This is a genomic window from Brevundimonas sp. KH_025 (assembly GCF_057839885.1).
The window spans coordinates 555,313-574,336 of record NZ_CM174501.1; the positions used below are offsets into that span (position 1 = coordinate 555,313).

Below are 19,024 nucleotides of genomic sequence, written 5' to 3' on the forward strand. Positions count from 1 at the left end.
CGATCTCTGGCCTTCTTCGGCCCTCACGCGCGGTTAACCGGCTCGCGCTACGGTAGCGGGACCATGTCTGTTCCGGCCGCCATTCCTGTCGAAGACGCCCCGCTGGCGTCGAAAGCCCGCCAGACCTTGCTGCGGCGGCTGGCCGACGTCGTCTGCCTGCCCGCCAGCCGGATCAACGCCTTCGAGCGGGCGGTGACGGGCGACCTGCTGGTCGAGATGCTGCGGCTGGCGCCGGTCGAGGAGCGCCGCCGCGTGGCGCTGAGGCTGGCCCCGCTGGCGGAGCTGCCCAACAGCCTGATGCGGCTGCTGCTGCGCGACGAGCCGTCGGTGGCGGCCCCCCTGATCGAGCAGTGCGCCGCCCTGTCCGACGTCGATCTGATCGGCTGCGCCCGCGACGCCGAGAACGAGCACCGTCTGTTGATCGCCCAGCGGCGCGGTCTGTCGGAAGTGGTGACGGAGACCTTGCTGAGCTTCGGCGAGGACGATGTCATCGACGCGGTGCTGAAGAACAACTCGGCGCGCCTGTCGCAAGGCGCCGTCGAGGGCGTGGTGGCCCTGAGCCGCCAGAGCAAGGGGCTGTGCGCCCCCCTGCTGCGTCGCCCCGAGCTGCGGCCGTCCGGGGCCTATGTCATGTTCTGGTGGTGCGAGGCCGAGGAGCGGCGCACCGTGCTGCAGCGCTTCGCCGTGTCGCGCGAGGTGCTGCAGGAAAGCGTCGAGGACGTCTTCGCCATGGCCGCCGCCGAGGGCTGGTCCGACCCCGTGGCGCGCAAGGCCCTGCAGTTCATCGAGCGTCGCCAGCGCAACCGCGCCGCCATCGACAAGAGCCCCTACAGCGGGCTGGAGGCCGCCGTCGCCGCCGCCGCTGCGGGCATGAGCCGCGAACTGGTCGGCGAGATCGGCTATCTGTCAGGGATCAAGCCCCTGACCGCCGCCAAGATCATGGGCGACGCGGGCGGCGAATCCCTGGCCATCCTGTGCAAGGCCACCGGCCTGTCGCGCCTGGACCTGCAGATCCTGTGGAAGGCCATGCGCCGGCCCGAGCTGACGGCGGACGGCGAGGTCCATCCCGACTGGGAGCGGGTGCAGATCACCTATGAGATGCTGGCCGTCGACCGGGCCCAGACCGTGCTGCGTTACTGGAACTGGTCGCTGTCCTCGGCCCTGACGCCGGCCCTTCTTCGCGCCATCCGCGAGGGCGAGGAAGAGATGATCGACGAATACTCCGCGCCCGAACGAGCGGCCATGCTGGCGCTTGCGGAGAACTTCGGTCGGTGAAAATCGAAAACTGAATTCAGTTCAGACGAATAGAACAGTTCGCCTGTCAGGCGACGTTCTATGCTTGCATTGCCATCATCAGCAAACATACGTATGAAACCAACCGCCGACGGGTCGGGTCTGATCAGTCGAACGTGTTTGGCTCCTGAAACAGGCTATCCCCCCATGGAAGAAAAACCCGAACTGCTCGAAATGACGGCGGACATCGTGTCGGCCTATGTCAGCAACAACACCGTCTCGGCTGACGCCGTGCCCGGCCTGATCGCTCAGATTCACGCCGCCCTGTCGGGCGTGTCTTCCGGTCCGGTGGAAATCGAGCCGGAGCCCAAGGAACCGGCGGTTCCGGTGCGCAAGTCGATTACGCCCGACTTCCTGATCTGCCTGGAAGACGGCCGCAAGTTCAAGTCGCTGAAGCGCCACCTGCGCACCAAATACAATATGAGCCCCGAGGAATACCGGGCGAAGTGGGGCCTGGCCAAGGACTATCCGATGGTCGCCCCGAACTACGCCAAGGCCCGTTCGGACCTGGCCAAGCAGATGGGCCTGGGCCAGGGCGGCCGCAAACCCGCCCGCGCCACCCGCGCCAAGAAGTAAGATCGACCTTTCAGGTCGGACGCAGCGCCCGTCTTCCGCAAGGAAGGCGGGCGTTTTTGCATTCTTTCGCCCGAATCGCCACGGCGCGATGGCGACTGGCTCAGTCCATTCGGACCAAGGGCCTGACCGTGCATGAGACAGCGCCGTCTTGCACCCTAACCTCGGCGTGCTTGTTTTCAGGAATGGAGAACCATGTCTCCTGGCCGGCGAGGGCGACGTAGATCACTCCAGGTGCAACGGACAGGCAACGCCCCGCGTCCATCGTATCGAAGGTGCAGTTTGCCGAGCCTTGCTTGAAGGCCAGGCTGACGGGGCCGACCTTGAACTTGCTTTGATACGGGCCCCAGTGGTCAACAGGCCGCCTGATGGTCTGGCAAGGCGCTTCTGTCTGCACGGGCGCAGCTAACGGAACCAGAAGCGTGAGAACGAATGACAGCATGAGCGCTTCCTGACGGGTCTCGAGGAGCGGCGGAGAAGCAATTACGCCGCGTGGCCGGCCTTGCGCATGCGCCAGAAGCGCAGGGTGCGTTGGGCGGCTTCGTTGGTCAGGTCGTTGTACATTCCGGCATAGGCGCGGGCCTTGCCCATGGCGTCGCCGTCGGTGTTCAGCAGGACCACGGCGTAGGTCAGGAACAGGGCGCGGTCCAGGTCGGCGGCCTTGCAGACCACGGCCAGGGCGTCCAGCTCGCGCCGCTCGATGATCTGACGGGCGGTGTGGAAGTCGATGTCGGCCAGTTGCGACAGGGCGATCAGGAAGGACGTCCGTCCGCCCGAGCGCAGGAAGCGGGCCAGCATCTGCGGCGTCAGCTGGCCGGCGGCGCGCAGTTCCTCGACATAGGCCAGGCTTTCGGCGTAGTCGGGCGGCAGGGCGCCGTCGTCGGTGGCGACGCGGGTGCGGCCGGCGGCCAGGGCGCTTTCCAGCAGGGCCGGATCCAGGCGCGCGTTCTGTTCCAGAATGCGCTGACGCAGACGGGCCTCGACCGCGAAATACATCTCGTTCAGCAGATCGGGCGGCAGGCTGGCGCGCTCGACTGTGGCCTGATGCAGGGCCGGGTTGACGCGGGCGCGCTCGACGGCGGCTTCGGACGCGGCGCGCGACAGGCAGGCGCCGTTGTTGCCCAGCAGGACGCCCAGGGTCTCGTCGTCGCCGCGCTCGACGATGGCGTCGGACACGGCCTCGGACACCTCGGCCCGCTGGCTGACGGCGCGCATGTGGCCCTGGCCGCGCGAGCGGATGACCTGGATCAGGTCGGCCTCGGTCAGGACGGGCGAGGCGCGCAGCACCGGCTGGGCCACGTCCTCGGCCTCGTCGTTGGCCAGGCGGCGGATCAACTGGTGCGGGGCGTCGGCGACGGTCGAGAAACGTTCGGCCAGCTCGGCGCGGACGGCGACCTCCATGGCGTCGGTCAGATCGCTGAGCACGGCGCCGTAGAGGGCGGCTTCGGCCTCGCTGCGTTCGGCGGCGCCGAAGAAGTGGTCGGTCAGCTCGCGCAGCAGGGCGCGGCGCTTCTCGCTGGACGGCTCCTGGGCCAGGGCGATCAGGTCAGGCAGGCGCGAGGCGACGTCTTGAACCGGGGGAGGGGCGGCGCCGTCGCTCATGGCAGGACAGGGTCTTCGTTGGCGGGCAGGGCCTGGAGGCGGCCGTTCGCGTTGCGGATCAGATTGGGGGCGGCGGGCGGCTCGGCCAGGTCGGTCGAGGCGGGGGCGGAGGTCAACTCCACCGGCAGGGCGTCCAGATAGACGGGCGCGGGCAGGGGCGTGGCGTCGGGCTGACGGCCGGCCTGGCGATGCACCGAGTAATAGCGGGCGCCGCCCTGGGCTGCGGGCGCGTCGGCGGCGGGCATGGGCTGCGAGGGCTGGGCCTGGGCCTGCGCCTGGGCCTGGGCCTGGACGGCCGGCGCGGCCTCGGCCTGCGTCGAGGGCCGTTGCAGCCGGAAGATCGGGGCGTCGCGGCGCGGGGCCATCGGGTCGGCGACCGGAGCGGGCGGCGGGGCGTCGGCAGGCGCGCTGGCCATGACGGGCGCCGCCGCAGGGGCGCGACGCGGCGCGGGAGGAGCGGGGGAGGCGACCGGCATGGGCGGCGACGCGGCCTCGGCGGTCTCGGCGAAATAGCCGGTCGGGACCGGGGCGGGGGCCGCAGGGACAGGAGCGGGGACAGGAGCGGGGGCGGCGGCGCGCGCGCGGCTCCAGGGCGCGGCGGCCGGGGCGGGCGCGAGATAGGGCTGGGGCGCCGGGGCGTCGAGCGGACCCTGGACCGGGACGGCGGGCTGCGGCGCATAGGCGGGCGCCTGAGAGGCGATCCAGGCGCTGGCGGGGGTCAGGCCCTGACGGGGCGCGACGCTCGGGGTCGGCGCGGCGGCGTAGACCGCGGCGGGGCGGCCGCCGTGCGGAATGATCGGCGGGCGGCTCGGCGCAGCGACGACCGGGGCGGGCGCGGTCTCGGCGGCGACGGGGCGGTAGGTCCGGCCAGGCCAGGTGAGGTAGCGCAGACCGGCGGCGTTGGCGCTGGACGGCGCGGGGCCGGTCTGGGCCATGACGGGCGCGACCAGGCCCAGGCTCAGGCCCAGACTCAGGCCGAGACTCAGGCCCAGGGCGCTGGCCCTGGCGGTCAGGATGGCGGCGGTGATCGGCGGGCGTCGCACGGACGGCCTCCTGCTGGCGGACGGCGTTGAACCTGCAAGCTAGGCCCAGACGGCTTAATCCGCTGCTAACGCGGGGGCTTAACCCCGACCCGGCAGGTATTGGGCGGTGAAGGCCTCGCGCCAGTCGGGGGCCGAGGGGTAGGCGGCCTCGGTCTGTTCGGCGAAGGCCTGCCAGCGCTCGGCCGTCATGGCGCCCAGGCCGTAGAGGGCCGCGTCGCCGCCGTCGACCACGGCCTCGGTCCGCAGGCTGCCGCGCACGGCGTTCAGCAGGCGCTGGTTCAGATCGGGATTGGCGCGGCGGATCAGGGCGTCGCCCTTGGTCCCGTCGCCGTGGACATAGTCGCGCCAGCCCTCGACCGAGGCGGCGATGAAGTCGCGCAGGGCCCGGGCGTTGTCGCGGGCGAAGGCGTTGGGGGCCAGAACCAGGCCGCCATAGGAGGGGTAGCCGTCGTCGGCGGGGATCAGGACGCGCGGCGCAAAGCCGGCTTCGCGCGCGATCAGCGCCGGGTCGCCCGCCGTCAGGCGTCCGATCAGGACGGCTTTCGGGTCGTCCAGGAAGGCCTTGAGATTGTCCTCGGGCGCGCCCGCCCGGGCCTGATCAGGAGCCAGTTCGAAGCGGGTCCGCAGCCAGTTCCAGAAGCCGGCCTGGTCGGCGGGAGACATGAAGATGGGCCGGTCGCGCAGGGCCGACAGGGTCTCCAGCGGCTGGTTGGGGCGGGCCATCAGGACCACGGGGTCCTTTTGCAGGAAGGCGGCGACGGCCTTGACCGGGGCGCGGTCGGCGATCAGCCGCATGGGCGCGAAGCTGTCGCCGCCGACGGCCAGTTCGACGGCGCTGGCGGCCAGCAGGGCGGGGACGTCGGCCCCCGCGGCGCCGGTCAGGATCTCGACGTTCAGGCCGCGCCGCTCATAGGCCCCCGTGGCGATGGCCTGATAGAAGCCGCCGTGGGCGGCGGTGACGGCCCCTCCGGCGGCGAGACGCAGGCGCACCCGGCCGGATTCGTCGACCGGCGCCTCGGCGCGGCCGCAGGCGGACAGGCCGCTGACGGCGGTCAGGCCGGCGGCGCCCAGCAGCATCTTGCGGCGGGAGAGTCGGTCGAGGATCATCGCCTGACGGTTTAGGGGGCGGGGACGGGCTTGGGAAGGTTGTTCCCTCCCGGCGGGAGAGGGCGGCTGAACGGTCACCACATTTCACCCGCTCATCCCGGCGAAGGCCGGGATCCAGATCATATGACGGAGAGGCTGGCTTCAAAGGGCGCTGTCGCGTCACTGGCTGTCAGCAGGGCTCCTTACATCTGGATCCCGGCCTTCGCCGGGATGAGCGATTCTGGGGTGGAGAGCTTCCCTGCGGGCCGCCTTCTCCCAGCGGGAGAAGGAGGAGGTAGAATTGAGCGAGGGGACGCGATCCCTGAACCGCCCTAAGGCAAGCCCGCGATCACGTCCCCTCGCCAAGTCCGGGTTGGACCTGGCCGTTCGGGTCAGGGCCTTGCGTCAGCTGCCGGGCGAACCCGGCGGCGTCGGCTGGTCTCCTGGCGGCCCCTGGTCGCGTCGGGCGCGTCGTCGGGACGCGTCGTCTTCGATCCTGGCCTGGTTCTCCGCAGTCCCCGCGCCGAGGCGCTTAAGGATCGGGAGCCTGTGGCCCTGCGTCGGTGTTTCCGCATCCTCCGAAGAGGCTTGGAACCCTGGGTCAGAGAGCCGGGCCGGTTCGCTTGATCTCCCGCTAACCCATTGCTGAGTTTGGGATTTCCGCGCCGCCGTGTCCCGTTGGCCTGTTGACGTTCTCGCGGAATCCGCTATTCGGCAAGCGCCCGAATCCGGCCGGCTGTGCGGAACCGCCCCGGCCCCGGTGGACAAGCCTGTGGATATCTGTGGGCGGACCGAATTCGCGCTCGCGGATCAGCGGTTTGCGGCTGTCCACAGGAATGCGGCGGGCCTTGAAGATGAGCGGGATTTAACGAGGCGGCGAACGCGAGTTCGTCTAACGGTCCCGCTTGAGCCGTCGTCGGCGGCGCGATCCTGCAAGGGTGTCTGCTGTGAATTCTGCTCGTTCTTCCGCCCGCCTTCTGGCTCTGGGCGTCGCCGTCGCTCTGACGGGGGCGTCCGCCGCCGCCGCCCAGACCTACCGTCCCTCTTTCCACGCGGATCAGCTCAAGGGGCCGCCGGCGGGCCGGGTCAACGAGGTGCTGGTGGTGGGCTCGCCCCACCTGGCCCAGATGGGCGACGCGGTGCGGGCCGAGATGCTGACGCCGGTGCTGGATCGTCTGGCGGCCTGGGGGCCGGAGGTGATCGCCACCGAGAACGTCTCGGGCCTGCAGTGCGACGCCCTGCGCCGCTATCCGCAGCGCCACGCCTCGGCGATCGAGGACTATTGCCCGGACGCCAGCCACGCCGGGCAGCAGACCGGACTGGACGTCCCGGCGGCCAACGCCGAGGCCGAGCGGCTGCTGGCGGCCTGGCCCGCCGCGCCCGCGCCCGAGCAACGGCGGCGTCTGGCGGCGGTCTTCCTGGCGGCGGGCGAGCCGACCTCGGCCTTCGTCCAGTGGCTGCGTCTGGCCCCGGCGGAGCGCCGCGAGGGCGAGGGGCTGGACCCTGTGCTGGTGGCGCAACTGAACAAGCAGCTGGACAGCATCAACGAGAGCGATGCCGTCGCCGCCGTCCTGGCCGCGCGGCTGGGGCAGGAGCGGGTGTGGAGCGTCGACGACCACTCGGCCGACCGGGAGCCGACGGACCGCGCGGGCTTCGTCCGGGCGATCCGCCAGGCCTGGAACAACCCGGCGGGCGAAGCGCGCCGGGCGTGGGACAAGGGGCTGATGGACGGGCTGTCGCAGCCCGACGGCCTGCTGAACCTCTATCGCGGCTACAACAGCCCCGAGGCGCAGCGCCTGGCCTATGAGAGCGATTTCGGCGCCGCCCAGAAGGACCCCTCGCCGGAGGGCTTCGGCCGGACCTACCTGACCTATTGGGAGACGCGGAACCTGCGCATGGTCGCCAACATGCGCGACATCATGGGGGCGAGGCCGGGCGTGAAGATGCTGACCCTCGTGGGCGCCTCGCACAAGGGCTACTACGAGGCCTATCTGAACCAGATGCACGACGTGGTCCTGGCGGACGTGGACGACGTGCTGCGCTGAGGGGCGTGAAGGAGGGGGGCGGCCTCGGAGCGCCGGGGCTCCCTCGCTTTCAGCGTTCTCTGGCGCACGAATGACTTGATATTGGCGAGAAACCGTTCGCGAGGCCGAAGTTCGTTTTCGTCCCGTAGGAGACGGCCCAAGAGTCTGCGCCTGGATCGAGGCTTGGATTGTTAGCGATTGTTAAGCTGTAGCAATCGACGAAATCTGAAATGCCTTGCTCATGAAAGTGAACATTCAAAACGCAGCCTTGTTCGCCACAGTGACGGCGGCATTGTTTTCCTTGCCTGCAGCGGCTCTGGCGTCGGACGGCGACTTCACGCCTTGCCGCGACGCGGCCGTCGGGACACCGCTGGAGGGAAGCCTCTGCGCCACCGTGCAGGCGTCGCTGGACCCAGCTCTGCCGGACGCCGGTCAGGTCGATCTGTTCGTGCGCAAATTTCCCGCGCCGGGCGCCAGCCGAGGTGACGTCTGGTTGGTCGCCGGCGGCCCGGGCGAAGCGGGCGCCAGCTTCTATCCGCTTGTCGATCGTCTTCGGACCGCGTTTCCTGGCTACGACCTGATCATCCCCGATCATCGGGGAACCGGCCTTTCGAGCCGCCTGTGCGTCGAGGAAGAGGCTGAGAACTCGCCCGGCGGCTATCTGCTGGAAGGTGCGGAATGGGCGACCTGCTTCGGTCTGCTCAATAGCCGCTCGCCGCGGGTCCAGGCCTTCACCATCACCAATGCGGCGCATGATCTGAACGGCCTGATGAGCCGGTTCTCGACGGGGCGAAAGACCGTCCTTTACGGGGTGTCCTACGGCACGCAGCTGGTGCTGCGCTCGCGGGTCGTGGCCGGCGCGGCGCCGGTCGACCGCATTATCCTCGACTCGCTCATCCCGCCGGAAACTACGGAAGTCTGGGACCTGAGCCGACGCTCTCAGGTCGTCGACGAGGTCGGCCGTCAGGTGCTGGCGGAATGCGACCAAAACCCTGATTGCCGCCAGCGTCTCGGCGGGTCGGCGGCGGAGGCTCTGAAGGCGCTCGAGCAGGACCCGGACATCGCGGCGAAATTCCCCGGCGGTCGTCCCAAACTGGTCTTCGGCGCGCTTTTGAACAGTCAGGACAGCCGGGCGCTCATTCCCGATGTGATCGCCGGAGCCAGGGTCGGCGACTGGTCGAAGCTGGAGGAGGCGAGGGGACGGCTAGAGCGTTTCGGGGCGCCTTTCGCGGCGGCCCAGGCGGCTTCCTCCATCCCCCTGGTCTCTTTGATCTCGGCGTCCGAGAACACCGCCCGTCCCGACATCACCCGCGACATGGTCTCGGCCGAGGAAAGCGAACTGCTGTTCACCAGCAGCATCCCGGCGCAGCTGCTCGGCGGTGCGGCGTTCGCCTATCCGCGCGACGCCGCTTTCGGCGTCACCCCCCGGTCCCTGCCGCCCGTCCTGGTGCTCCAGGGCGACATGGATCCGAAGACCCCCTACGCCGGCGCCGTCGCCCATGCTGATCGGCTCTCCAGTGCGGGCGTCGTTCGATTCGTGCGCGTCGAAGGTGCGCCGCATTTCGTCTTGCTCACGGCTGAAGGCTGTGCGGTGGAGGAAATCCTGGCTTTCAGCGCGTCGACCAGCGCCGGCGAGAGGACGTGCGCCAGGTAGAGGTGCGATCGGGGGCTTCTCGGCAGAGCGCCCGATCCGTCGGTTCGTTGCGGTGGGTCGCCTAGCCCGCCAGGGCCGCCTTCTTCTCTTCCAGCTCCAGCCAGTCCAGTTCGGCGGCTTCGAGGTCGGCGCGGGCCTTGTCGGCGGCCTTCATGGCGCGGTCGAAGGCGGCGGGGTCGCGGGTGTAGAGGCTCTGGTCGGCGAGGATGGCGTCCTGGCGGGCGATTTCGACCGGCAGGGTCTCCATCAGCTTTTCGACTTCTTCCAGACGCCGCGCGTCCTTGTAGGACAGCTTGACCTGCTTCTTGGGCGCGGCGGCGACGGGGGCTGCGGCCTTGGGCGCGGTTTCCGCGTGGGTCGGGGGCGGGGCGAGGAAGGTGGGGTTCTGGCGCAGGAAGTCCTGCCAGCCGCCGGGGGTTTCGACGATGTCGCCGCGCCCGTTCATGGCGATGGTCGAGGTGGCCAGGCGATCGACGAAGTCGCGGTCGTGCGACACCAGGATCAGGGTGCCGTCATAGCCCTCGAGCAGCTCTTCCAGCTTGTCGAGGGTGTCCATGTCGAGGTCGTTGGTCGGTTCGTCGAGGACCAGCATGTTGGCGGGCTTGGCCAGGGCGCGCGCCAGCAGCAGGCGGTTGCGCTCGCCGCCCGACAGGGTCGAGATCGGCTGGCGCAGCTGGCTTTCCTGGAACAGGAAGTCCTTGGCGTAGGCGGCGACGTGCTTGGAGAAGCCGCGCACGATGATGCTGTCGCCGCCGCCCGGCGTCAGCGCGTCCCACAGGGTCATGTCCGACTTCAGCCCCTCGCGCGACTGATCCAGATAGACCGGCTCCAGATTGGCGCCGAGGCGGACGGTTCCCTCGTCGGGGGTCAGTTCGCCCAGCAGGGTCTTGACCAGGGTGGTCTTGCCCGCGCCGTTGGGGCCGACGATGGCCAGGCGGTCGCCGCGCATGACGCGGGTGGTCAGGCCCTTGAAGATCGTGCGGTCGCCAAAGACCTTGGACACGCCCTTCAGCTCGGCCACCAGCTTGCCGGACACGGCGCCGGAATCGACGCCCAGATAGAGGTCGCGCGGCACGTCCTTCATCTTCTCGGCGCGCTCGGCGCGCAGGGCGGCCAGGTTGCGGGCGCGGCCCTCGTTGCGGGTGCGGCGGGCGGTGATGGAGCGGTAGAAGGTCTCGGTCTCGCGCTCGATGGTCTTGGTCAGCTTTTCGAGGGCGAGGGCTTCTTCTTCCTGAACCTTGGCGGCCCAGTCGTCGAAGGCGTCGAAGCCCTTGTTCAGGGTGCGGACGCGGCGGTTGTCCAGCCAGTGGACGGTGTTCGTCACCTTGTTCAGGAAGGCGCGGTCGTGGCTGACCACCAGGACGGCGAAGCGGGCCTGGACCAGCTCGTTTTCCAGCAGTTCGATGGCCAGGATGTCGAGGTGGTTGGTCGGCTCGTCCAGCAGCAGGACGTCGGGCTCCTCGGCGAAGGCCTTGGCGAGGGCCGCGCGGCGGGTCTCGCCGCCCGACAGGTTCTGCGCCGGCTTTTCCGGGTCGAGGCCGAAGGTGGTCAGCCAGCTTTCGGCGGTCCAGCGCTCGGCCCCGCCCGAGGCGGCGTAGTCCAGCAGGGTGTCGCCGCTGATGTCCGGCTCCTGCGCCACATAGGCGAAGCGGGTCCCGGCCTGGACGGCGCGGTCGCCGCTGTCGGCTTCGACCAGACCCATGACCACCTTCATCAGGGTCGACTTGCCGGCCCCGTTGCGGCCGACCACGGCGGCGCGGCTGCGCGGTTCGACCGCCAGATCGACGCCGTCGAACAGCGGACGCTGGCCGTCCTGCAGGCGGACGTCCTTGAGGGCGACGAGAGGGGGGCGAGCAGCCATGAAGACGATGCGACCGATAAAGCGGGAAGGAGGGGCGTCCCTATAGACCGAAGGGGGTGCGACAGGCCATCGCTTGATTACATACCAACCGGACGGTATGAGAAGTGGATGGACGCTCAGACACGCCGCCGCGCGCCGGAAGCCACCCGCGCCGAGATCATCGACATGGCCATCGAGGTCGCCGCTGAACAGGGGGCGATGGGGCTGACGCTGGACGCGGTGGTGGCGCGCCTGTCGTTCAGCAAGGGCGCCCTGCTGCATCACTTTCCGACCAAGCTGGCCCTGCTGGAAGGGGTGATCGACCATCTGGCGAACGAGATGACGGCGGCGATCCTGGCCGAGGCGGCGCGCGATCCCAATCCCTACGGCCGCAATGCGCGGGCCTATCTGCGGGCGACGGTCAACGAGCCAGTGACCGAGCGTGACGTCAGCATCGGCCGGGCGGCCCTGGTCGCCTGCGCCGTGGAGCCGGGACTGATCGGACGCTGGCGGACGGCGATGCGGACCCTGGCGGCGGACGATCCGCTCGATCCCGCGGGCAAGGACGACGCCCTGATGCTGCGGCTGATCGCCGACGGCCTGTGGATGAGCGACCTGTTCGGCACGCACGAGGTGTCGCCGGAACAGCGCCGCGCCCTGCTGTCGCTGCTGACGCCGGGGGTGCTGCTGGCCGACGCCCAGACTGGTGACGAGATGGGTGACGAGGCGTGAACCCCGTGACCTGGGCGGCCCTGCTGGGCGCCATCGGCTTCGAGGTGGTGGGGACGACCCTGCTGCAGGCGTCGCAGCAGTTCACCAAGCCCTGGCCGACGGCGGGGCTGGCGCTGTGCTACGGCCTGGCTTTCTACCTGCTGACCATTGCGCTGAAGCAGATGCCGGTGGGGCTGGCCTACGCCATCTGGAGCGGGCTGGGCGTGGTGCTGATCTCGGTGATCGGCCTGTTCCTGTTCAAGCAGAAGCTGGACCCGCCCGCGGTGATCGGCCTGGTCATGATCGTCGGCGGGGTGGTGGTGATCAACCTGTTCTCGAAGAGCGTCAGTCACTGATCTTCGATCCTCCCCTGCGGAGCGGGGGAGGGGGACCGCGACGGCGCAGCCGGCGGGGTGGAGGGGGCGAGCGTCAGGCGCGGCGCCCCCAATCATTTGAACGCCAGTCCGTGTCCGCCCCCTCCACCATGCTGCGCATGGTCCCCCTCCCCCGTGAACGGGGGAGGATCGAGGGGTCAGCGGCAGCGGGAGAGGATCAGGGTCCAGATGGAATGGGCGACGGCGTCGGCGTCGCGCAGCACGTCGGCGGCGGTGTAACGGATGACTTCGATGCCCTGAGAGCGCAGCCAGGCGTCGCGGCGGTCGTCATGGATGGGCGCTTGGCCGGTTCCGTGGATCAGGCCGTCGATTTCGACCGCCAGGCGCAGGCGGGCGCAGTAAAAGTCGAGGATATAGGGACCGATAGGGTGCTGGCGACGGAAGTTGGGGCGTTCCGGTGAACGTTCACGAAGACGCGTCCAGAGCGCGGCTTCGGGCGGCGTCATCGCACGACGCAGACTCCGGGCGCGTTTTTCTGTAAGGAGCGGCGCTCTCATGGCTCAGCGTATGCACAGTTCCGCCCCCTCCACCATGCTGCGCATGGTTCCCCTCCCCCGCTGCGCAGGGGAGGATTGAATGGAGCGGCCCTTCTGGGAAACCAAGCCGCTGACGGAGATGTCGGCCACCGAGTGGGAGAGCCTATGCGACGGGTGCGGCCTGTGCTGCGTCATTCGCTTCGAGGACGAGAACACCGGCGAGATCGTGCCGACGCGGGTCCACTGCAAGCTGTTCGATCCGGACAAGTGCACCTGTTCCGACTACGCCAACCGGCAGGAGCACGTGCCGGACTGCATCAAGCTGACGCCCGGCAAGATCGGGGGGCTGCGCTGGCTGCCGCCGTCGTGCGGCTATCGTCGGGTGCACGAGGGGCGGGGCCTGGCCTGGTGGCATCCGTTGATCTCGGGCGACCCCGAGACGGTGCATACCGCCGGGGTGTCGATCCGGCGCCAGACCATCTCTGAAACGGCGCTGGCGACCGAGGAGGACGCCCTGGATTTCGAGGCGCCCGAGTGGATGCTGGAACGCGGCGGCGACGCTAACGAATAATTTGTCGGCCGTGGGGATAAGGGGGCTATGGCGATCGTGGCGGCGCAGGCGCGAACAGATGAAGCAGTCGGGCCGGATGCGTTCGAGCGCCTGACGGCGGTCGCGTGCGCGGCCTTTGACGCCCCCCACGCCATGGTCTCCATCCTGGACGAGGATCGAGCGGTGTTCCGCGCCAGCGTCGGTCTGGCGCAGGTGAGCATCCCGCGTCTGCAGAGCGTGAGCCATGCCCTGGCGAGCATGGGCGACGACGCTGTTCTGGTGATCGAGAACGCCCTTGAGCATCCCGACTACTGCAACCATCCGATGGTCGTCGGCGAGCCCCGCCTGCGCTATTTCGTCGGCACGACGATTTGCACCGCGGCGGGCAAGCCGGTTGGCGCCATCGGCGTCATGGACGTCAAACCGCGGCCGGCGGCGACCGAGACGCAGCTGCGGCTGATTCGTGAACTGGCCGGACTGGCCGGGAAGCTCCTGGAACACGCCGAGGCCGTACGTCAGGAGGCGTCGCGTCTGGAGACGCTGCGTCTGGCCGAGGACATGGTCGGGGTCGGGCGCTGGCGTTACGAGGTCGCCTCGGGCGACGTGACCTGGTCGGACGAGATCTATCGTATCCACGGCCTGGCGCCGGGCGCCCTGGAGCCGACGCTGGAGGACGTGTTCAGTCACTACCACGCCGACGACCGCGCCGAGATCCAACGGCTGGTCGAACGGGCGCTGAAGACGGGCGAGGGTTACAGCTTCAAGCTGCGTCTGGTCGGAACGGATGATATCGAACGGGTGGTGGCCGCCGAGGGCGCGACCGAGAAGGACGCCACGGGCCGGGTCGTCGCCCTGTTCGGCGTCCTGCAGGACGTGACCGAACGCGAGCGCCTGTTGCGGGCGGCTCAGACCAATGAGCGGCGCTATCGCCTGCTGGCCGAGAACACCGGCGACGTCATCACCCGGGTCAAGATGGACGGGTCCAGCAAATACATCTCGCCGGCCATCCAGCAGCTGTTGGGCTGGACCTATGAGGACATGAGCGGCCAGTCGACCGACTATGTGCACCATGAGGACCGGCATCTGGTTCTGGGCGCCATCGGCCAGGCGGTGAAGTCGGGAGAGCCGACCCGGCTGGAACACAGGGCCCTGCACAAGGACGGTTCGACCGTCTGGGTCGAATGCACCTTCAAGGCGCTGAGGGACGAGCACGGCCACGTCGACGACGTGGTGGTGGTGATCCGCGACATGACCCGGCGCAAGGCGCTGGAGGCCGAGGTGCTGGAGGCCAAGGAGACGGCCGAGGCGGCGGCCAGGGTCAAGAGCGAATTCCTGGCCAATATGAGCCACGAGCTGCGCACGCCCCTGACCAGCGTGATCGGCTTCTCGGACCTGTTGCAGGCGTCGGCGGCCCTGCCCGACGAGGAGCGGGTTTATGTCGAGCGCATCGCCACGGCGTCCGAGGCCCTGCTGGGGGTGATCAACGACATCCTCGACTATTCCAAGCTGGAAGCGAACGCGATCGAGATGGATCCGGAGGCGTTTCAGGTCGCGGCCCTGGTGGACGGGGCGGCGGCCATCGTCGAGGGGCAGTGCGTCGCCAAGGGGCTGAGCCTCAAGGTGGCGGTCGACGCGGCCATGCCCGAGGTGCTGACCGGCGATGCCGGGCGGCTGCGCCAGGTCATGCTGAACTTCCTGTCCAACGCTGTGAAATTCACCGGCAAGGGCGGCGTGACCTTGAGCGTAGGCGGGCGCGCCGAGAGCGACGGCCGCTGGCGGATGCGGGTGGCGGTGACGGATACCGGGATCGGCATTCCGGCGGAGAAGATCGAGGTCCTGTTCCAGCGGTTTTCACAGGCCGACGCCTCGACCACGCGGGTCTATGGCGGGACCGGGCTGGGGCTGGCCATCTCGCGCCGCCTGATCGAGATCATGGGCGGCGAGATCGGCGTCGACAGCCGACCGGGCGAGGGGGCGACCTTCTGGTTCGAGGCGCCCTTGGCCCAGGGCGGCGCGGTCGGCGCCCTGGCCGACTGCAACGAAGCCCTGTCGACGCCGGGCGCCATGCCCGGCGGACGGATCCTGCTGGCCGACGATGCGCCGGGGAACCGCGAACTGGTCAGCGCCATCCTGCGCGGACTGGGGCTGGAGATCGACACCGTGTGCGACGGCGCCGAGGCGGTTCAGGCCATGCAGACCGGCGCCTATGACCTGGTGCTGATGGACGTGCACATGCCGGTCATGGACGGGCTGGCGGCGGCGCGGGAGATCCGGCGGATGCAGGCGGGAACGCTGCGTCGGACGCCGATCCTGGCGCTGACGGCCAACGTCCAGGCGGACCAGGTGGCGCGCTGCCTGGACGCGGGCATGGACGGCCATCTGGCCAAGCCGATCCAGATCGCCGAACTGGCCGGGGCGCTGGCCCGCTGGCTGGCGGGCGGCGATCCGGCGGCTCTGGCGAGCTAAGGCGTGGCCTTTCCTCCCCATGAAATGGGGAGGTGGCGCGGGCGCGCAGCGGCCGTGACGGAGGGGCGCCGGCTTGTCTGACCTCGCGATCAGACGATTGAAGTTTGCGCCGCCCCTCCACCGCTAAGCGGTCCCCCTCCCCATGGAATGGGGAGGAAAGAGACGCCATCCCTCGCCGGCTATCGCGGTCGCGGCGCGCAAACCCTGTGAATTTCCGGGATTGATCCGTGCTCGCGGCTGTTCGCCAGCCTGGGGGCGCTGGTCCTCTATGGTTACGGCATGACGGGAAATAGGGACGAGGCGGGGTGGCTGGACGAGGTGTTCGACCAGCTCAAGGCCCTGACCGATCAGGCGATCGCCGTGGTGGCGGCCGCCGAGGCGCCGGTCGACGTGGCCGAGGCCGAGAAGCGGGCGCGGGCCGTCGGCGTGCTGGCGCGCACGGCCAAGGCGGTCTCGGCCTTGAAAGCCGGCCCCGTCCGCAAGAGCCGGAACCCCGAAGAGGATGAAATGAGCGAAGACGATCGTGATGTCAGCGACGCCGACCTGGCCGGGCTTCAGGCCGAATTCTTCGCCCGTGTCGATCATCTCGTCGCAGCCTTCGAGCGCAAGTCGCTGGCTGCGGGACTGGGTCGAGAGCCTGCCGCGCGCGCAGCAGGCGGCGGCGCTGAAGGCCGCCCTGAAGGCGACGCCGAGGCTGAACGACGAACAGATATCGCCGCCTGACGACTGGCGGACCTGGGTGCTGCTGGGCGGGCGCGGGTCGGGCAAGACCTTTGCCGGCGGCTTCTGGATGAACGAGCTGGCGCGGGGCAGGGACCTGACCTTCGCCCTGGTCGGGCCGGCGCTGCACGACGTGCGCGAGGTCATGGTCGAGGGGCCGTCGGGGCTGAAGGCCCAGGCGACGTCGGACAACCGACCGCGCTGGGAGGCCGGGCGGCGGCGGCTGCTCTGGCCCAGCGGCTCGGCGGCCTATGCCTTTTCGGCCGAGGACCCGGACAGTTTGCGGGGGCCGCAATTTCATGCGGCCTGGGCCGACGAGTTCTGCGCCTGGCGACACCCGGAGGCGACGCTGTCGAACCTGAGGTTCGGCTTGCGGCTGGGGGAGGACCCCAAGCTGGCGATCACGACGACGCCGAGGCCGATCGCGGCGCTGCGGCGGCTGCTGGCCGAGCCGGGGGTGGCAAGGGCGCGGCTGGCCACGAAGGCCAATGCGGACAACCTGTCGCCGGGGTTCCTGTCGCATCTGAAGGCGCTTTACGCCGGGACGCGGCTGGAGGCGCAGGAGATGGAGGGGCTGATCGTCGAGGCCGACGGCGCCCTGTTCCGGGCCGAGGATCTGGCGCGGGCGCGAGGTTCGCGTCCGGCGAAGTTCGAGCGGGTGGTGGTGGCGGTGGACCCGCCGGCCAGCGCGCACGGCGACGCCTGCGGCATCGTGGCGGCGGGACGCAAGGACAAGGTCGGCTATGTGCTGGCGGACCGTTCGGCGCGCGGCCTGTCGCCTGCCGGATGGGCGCAAAGGGTGGCGGAGACGGCGGCGGAGTTCGGCGCCGACCTGGTGCTGGCCGAGGCCAATCAGGGCGGGGAGATGGTGCGGACCCTGCTGGCCCAGGCCGACTGCGAGGTCTTGATCAAGCTGGTCCACGCCAGTCGGTCGAAGAAGGCGCGGGCCGAGCCGGTGGCGGCGCTTTATGAGCAGGGGCGCGTGGTTCACTGCGGCGCGTTTCCGGCGCTGGAAGAAGAAATGATGGCGCTGGGGAGCGAGGCGGCGGGGGCGAAAAGCCCGGACCGCGCGGATGCGCTTGTCTGGGCGCTGACGCACCTGCTGCTGGCCGGGAAGACGCAGCCGAGGCTGCGGGCGCTTTAGCGCGACATTCAAAGGAGAAGCTCATGGATTGGCGACGACCGTTCGGTCGGCGGCGCGTTTCTGCGCCTGAGGTCAAGGACAGCCGGGCGGGGCCGCTGATCGCCCTGACGGGCGCGGGGCGGGCGCGCTGGACGCCGCGGGATTACGCCCATCTGGCCGAGGAGGGGTTCGCGAAGAACGCCGTGGCCTATCGCTGCGTGCGGATGATCGCGGAGGCGGCGGCCTCGACGCCCCTGATGGTCATGGCAGCAGGTGTTCGGACGACGGAGCATCCGCTGGCGCGGCTGCTGGCCAAGCCCAATCCCGAGCAGTCGGGCGGGGAGTTGATGGAGGCGGTTTACGGCGCGCTGCAGACGGCGGGGAACGCCTATGTCGAGGCGTCGGGGGATGTGGACGGCGACGGCGCGCCGGATGAGTTGTGGGCGCTGCGGCCCGACCGGGTGAAGGTGGTGCCGGGCCGGGCGGGCTGGCCCGAGGCCTGGGAGTATGCGGTCGGCGGGCAGGCGGTGCGGATCGCGCGGCACGGCGACGGCTGGTCGCCGGTCATGCATCTGAAGCTGTTTCATCCGACGGACGATCACTACGGGTTTTCACCGCTGGAGGCGGCGGCCTTCGCCATCGACGTGCACAATGCTTCGGGGGCCTGGAACAAGGCGCTGCTGGACAATGCGGCGCGGCCGTCGGGGGCGCTGGTTTACGGCGCCAAGGACGGCGAGCGGCTGACGGGCGAACAGTTCGAGGCGCTGAAATCGGAGCTGGGCGAGGCTCATGCGGGGGCGCGCAACGCCGGACGGCCGCTGCTGCTGGAGGGCGGGCTGGACTGGAAGCCGATGAGCCTGACGCCGCACGACATGGACTTCATCGCCGGCAAGCACGCGGCGGCGCGCGAGATCGCGCTGGCCTTTGGCGTGCCGCCGCAGCTGTTGGGGATTCCCGGCGACGCGACCTACGCCAACTATCGCGAGGCCAACGCCGCCTTCTGGCGCGGGACGGTGATCCCGCTGGTGAGGAAGGCGGCGGGGGCGATGACGGGCTGGCTGGGCGGGCGGTTCAGCGACTGCCGCATCGAGCCGGATCTGGATGCGGTTCCGGCCTTGCAGGTCGAGCGAGATGCGCTGTGGGCGCGGCTGAACGCGGCGGGGTTCCTGACGGACGAGGAGCGTCGGCGGATGGCGGGGGTGGGAGCGTGATGGAAGCAGTGAAGAAGGCACCCGTCGCCCTGATCGCGGCCCTGCTGGTGCAGACGGTAGGCGGCCTGGTCTGGGCCGGCGGGGCGGCGGCGCGGATCGCGACGCTGGAGCAGAGGGTGGGGGAGCAGAGGCTGGTCGCCGAGCGGCTGGCGCGCGTGGAAGCCCAGGGCGAGGCCGTGCGCGCGGCGGTCGAGCGGATCGAGCGTCGGCTGGAGGAGAAGTGATGCGGGATCATCCGATCCTCCCCTGCGGAGCGG

Annotated in this window: 18 protein-coding genes; 12 read left to right on the plus strand and 6 right to left on the minus strand. The window is 69.8% G+C overall.

The features are described 5' to 3' along the window. Positions 1-63: 63 nt before the first annotated feature. On the plus strand, positions 64-1,275 hold the full coding sequence (locus AC3IS2_RS02790) for a DUF2336 domain-containing protein (protein WP_489199156.1): 1,212 nt from the start codon (positions 64-66) through the stop codon (positions 1,273-1,275). Between the two features lie 165 nt (positions 1,276-1,440). Beyond that, positions 1,441-1,869: a Ros/MucR family transcriptional regulator gene (locus tag AC3IS2_RS02795; RefSeq protein WP_489199157.1), complete on the plus strand. Its 429-nt coding sequence runs from the start codon at positions 1,441-1,443 to the stop codon at positions 1,867-1,869. Positions 1,870-1,969: 100 nt separating this feature from the next. On the opposite strand, the gene AC3IS2_RS02800 is transcribed toward AC3IS2_RS02795, so the two are convergent. The 4 genes from AC3IS2_RS02800 to AC3IS2_RS02815 all read right to left on the minus strand — a co-directional run bounded on the left by AC3IS2_RS02800 (position 1,970) and on the right by AC3IS2_RS02815 (position 5,618). Beyond that, complete coding sequence (locus AC3IS2_RS02800; RefSeq protein ID WP_489199158.1) at positions 1,970-2,308, minus strand: hypothetical protein; 339 nt, start codon at positions 2,306-2,308, stop codon at positions 1,970-1,972. 41 nt (positions 2,309-2,349) lie between these two features. Continuing rightward, positions 2,350-3,468, minus strand: a complete 1,119-nt coding sequence (locus AC3IS2_RS02805) for a DUF2336 domain-containing protein (RefSeq protein ID WP_489199159.1) — start codon at positions 3,466-3,468, stop codon at positions 2,350-2,352. Beyond that, on the minus strand, positions 3,465-4,511 hold the full coding sequence (locus AC3IS2_RS02810) for a hypothetical protein (RefSeq protein WP_489199160.1): 1,047 nt from the start codon (positions 4,509-4,511) through the stop codon (positions 3,465-3,467). The genes AC3IS2_RS02805 and AC3IS2_RS02810 overlap by 4 nt, the downstream gene beginning before the upstream one ends. A gap of 78 nt (positions 4,512-4,589) precedes the next feature. After that, entirely contained in the window at positions 4,590-5,618 is a 1,029-nt protein-coding gene (locus AC3IS2_RS02815) for an ABC transporter substrate-binding protein (RefSeq protein ID WP_489199161.1), read from the minus strand. A 926-nt stretch (positions 5,619-6,544) separates the two neighbouring features. Here AC3IS2_RS02815 and AC3IS2_RS02820 point away from each other — a divergent pair. Both AC3IS2_RS02820 and AC3IS2_RS02825 read left to right on the plus strand, forming a co-directional pair. Further along, the gene (locus tag AC3IS2_RS02820; RefSeq protein ID WP_489199162.1) at positions 6,545-7,642 is read left to right on the plus strand and encodes a DUF5694 domain-containing protein; all 1,098 of its coding nucleotides are present in this window, start codon (positions 6,545-6,547) and stop codon (positions 7,640-7,642) included. 247 nt (positions 7,643-7,889) lie between these two features. Then, positions 7,890-9,275, plus strand: a complete 1,386-nt coding sequence (locus AC3IS2_RS02825; protein WP_489199163.1) for an alpha/beta fold hydrolase — start codon at positions 7,890-7,892, stop codon at positions 9,273-9,275. Positions 9,276-9,336: 61 nt separating this feature from the next. Here AC3IS2_RS02825 and AC3IS2_RS02830 read toward each other — a convergent pair whose 3' ends face one another. Beyond that, positions 9,337-11,136 (minus strand): ABC-F family ATP-binding cassette domain-containing protein, encoded by a 1,800-nt coding sequence (locus tag AC3IS2_RS02830; RefSeq protein WP_489199164.1) that lies wholly within the window; start codon positions 11,134-11,136, stop codon positions 9,337-9,339. Between the two features lie 108 nt (positions 11,137-11,244). Here AC3IS2_RS02830 and AC3IS2_RS02835 point away from each other — a divergent pair, with 108 nt between their 5' ends. Continuing rightward, the gene (locus tag AC3IS2_RS02835; protein WP_489199165.1) at positions 11,245-11,847 is read left to right on the plus strand and encodes a TetR/AcrR family transcriptional regulator; all 603 of its coding nucleotides are present in this window, start codon (positions 11,245-11,247) and stop codon (positions 11,845-11,847) included. Next, complete coding sequence (locus tag AC3IS2_RS02840; protein WP_489199166.1) at positions 11,844-12,182, plus strand: DMT family transporter; 339 nt, start codon at positions 11,844-11,846, stop codon at positions 12,180-12,182. The genes AC3IS2_RS02835 and AC3IS2_RS02840 overlap by 4 nt, the downstream gene beginning before the upstream one ends. A gap of 176 nt (positions 12,183-12,358) precedes the next feature. Here AC3IS2_RS02840 and AC3IS2_RS02845 read toward each other — a convergent pair whose 3' ends face one another. Beyond that, the gene (locus AC3IS2_RS02845; RefSeq protein ID WP_489199167.1) at positions 12,359-12,667 is read right to left on the minus strand and encodes an endonuclease domain-containing protein; all 309 of its coding nucleotides are present in this window, start codon (positions 12,665-12,667) and stop codon (positions 12,359-12,361) included. Positions 12,668-12,797: 130 nt separating this feature from the next. Between AC3IS2_RS02845 and AC3IS2_RS02850 the strand changes: the two genes are divergently transcribed. From AC3IS2_RS02850 to AC3IS2_RS02875, 6 genes are all read left to right on the plus strand, one after another. Further along, positions 12,798-13,268: a YcgN family cysteine cluster protein gene (locus tag AC3IS2_RS02850; protein WP_489199168.1), complete on the plus strand. Its 471-nt coding sequence runs from the start codon at positions 12,798-12,800 to the stop codon at positions 13,266-13,268. 27 nt (positions 13,269-13,295) lie between these two features. After that, positions 13,296-15,713, plus strand: a complete 2,418-nt coding sequence (locus AC3IS2_RS02855) for a PAS domain-containing protein (protein ID WP_489199169.1) — start codon at positions 13,296-13,298, stop codon at positions 15,711-15,713. Positions 15,714-15,992: 279 nt separating this feature from the next. Then, positions 15,993-16,436 (plus strand): hypothetical protein, encoded by a 444-nt coding sequence (locus AC3IS2_RS02860; protein WP_489199170.1) that lies wholly within the window; start codon positions 15,993-15,995, stop codon positions 16,434-16,436. Between the two features lie 16 nt (positions 16,437-16,452). Beyond that, positions 16,453-17,577, plus strand: a complete 1,125-nt coding sequence (locus tag AC3IS2_RS02865) for a DNA-packaging protein (RefSeq protein WP_489200084.1) — start codon at positions 16,453-16,455, stop codon at positions 17,575-17,577. 23 nt (positions 17,578-17,600) lie between these two features. Continuing rightward, entirely contained in the window at positions 17,601-18,767 is a 1,167-nt protein-coding gene (locus AC3IS2_RS02870; RefSeq protein ID WP_489199171.1) for a phage portal protein, read from the plus strand. Then, positions 18,767-18,991, plus strand: a complete 225-nt coding sequence (locus AC3IS2_RS02875) for a hypothetical protein (protein ID WP_489200086.1) — start codon at positions 18,767-18,769, stop codon at positions 18,989-18,991. The genes AC3IS2_RS02870 and AC3IS2_RS02875 overlap by 1 nt, the downstream gene beginning before the upstream one ends. The last annotated feature ends 33 nt before the right edge of the window (positions 18,992-19,024 follow it).

Bases quoted from the DNA above. Each gene is read 5' to 3' on its own strand.
- AC3IS2_RS02790 (WP_489199156.1), top strand. From the start codon at position 64: ATGTCTGTTCCGGCCGCCATTCCTGTCGAAGACGCCCCGCTGGCGTCG.
- AC3IS2_RS02795 (WP_489199157.1), top strand. From the start codon at position 1,441: ATGGAAGAAAAACCCGAACTGCTCGAAATGACGGCGGACATCGTGTCG.
- AC3IS2_RS02800 (WP_489199158.1), bottom strand. From the start codon at position 2,308: ATGCTGTCATTCGTTCTCACGCTTCTGGTTCCGTTAGCTGCGCCCGTG.
- AC3IS2_RS02805 (WP_489199159.1), bottom strand. From the start codon at position 3,468: ATGAGCGACGGCGCCGCCCCTCCCCCGGTTCAAGACGTCGCCTCGCGC.
- AC3IS2_RS02815 (WP_489199161.1), bottom strand. From the start codon at position 5,618: ATGATCCTCGACCGACTCTCCCGCCGCAAGATGCTGCTGGGCGCCGCC.
- AC3IS2_RS02830 (WP_489199164.1), bottom strand. From the start codon at position 11,136: ATGGCTGCTCGCCCCCCTCTCGTCGCCCTCAAGGACGTCCGCCTGCAG.
- AC3IS2_RS02835 (WP_489199165.1), top strand. From the start codon at position 11,245: ATGGACGCTCAGACACGCCGCCGCGCGCCGGAAGCCACCCGCGCCGAG.
- AC3IS2_RS02845 (WP_489199167.1), bottom strand. From the start codon at position 12,667: ATGACGCCGCCCGAAGCCGCGCTCTGGACGCGTCTTCGTGAACGTTCA.
- AC3IS2_RS02850 (WP_489199168.1), top strand. From the start codon at position 12,798: ATGGAGCGGCCCTTCTGGGAAACCAAGCCGCTGACGGAGATGTCGGCC.
- AC3IS2_RS02855 (WP_489199169.1), top strand. From the start codon at position 13,296: ATGGCGATCGTGGCGGCGCAGGCGCGAACAGATGAAGCAGTCGGGCCG.
- AC3IS2_RS02860 (WP_489199170.1), top strand. From the start codon at position 15,993: ATGACGGGAAATAGGGACGAGGCGGGGTGGCTGGACGAGGTGTTCGAC.
- AC3IS2_RS02870 (WP_489199171.1), top strand. From the start codon at position 17,601: ATGGATTGGCGACGACCGTTCGGTCGGCGGCGCGTTTCTGCGCCTGAG.
- AC3IS2_RS02875 (WP_489200086.1), top strand. From the start codon at position 18,767: ATGGAAGCAGTGAAGAAGGCACCCGTCGCCCTGATCGCGGCCCTGCTG.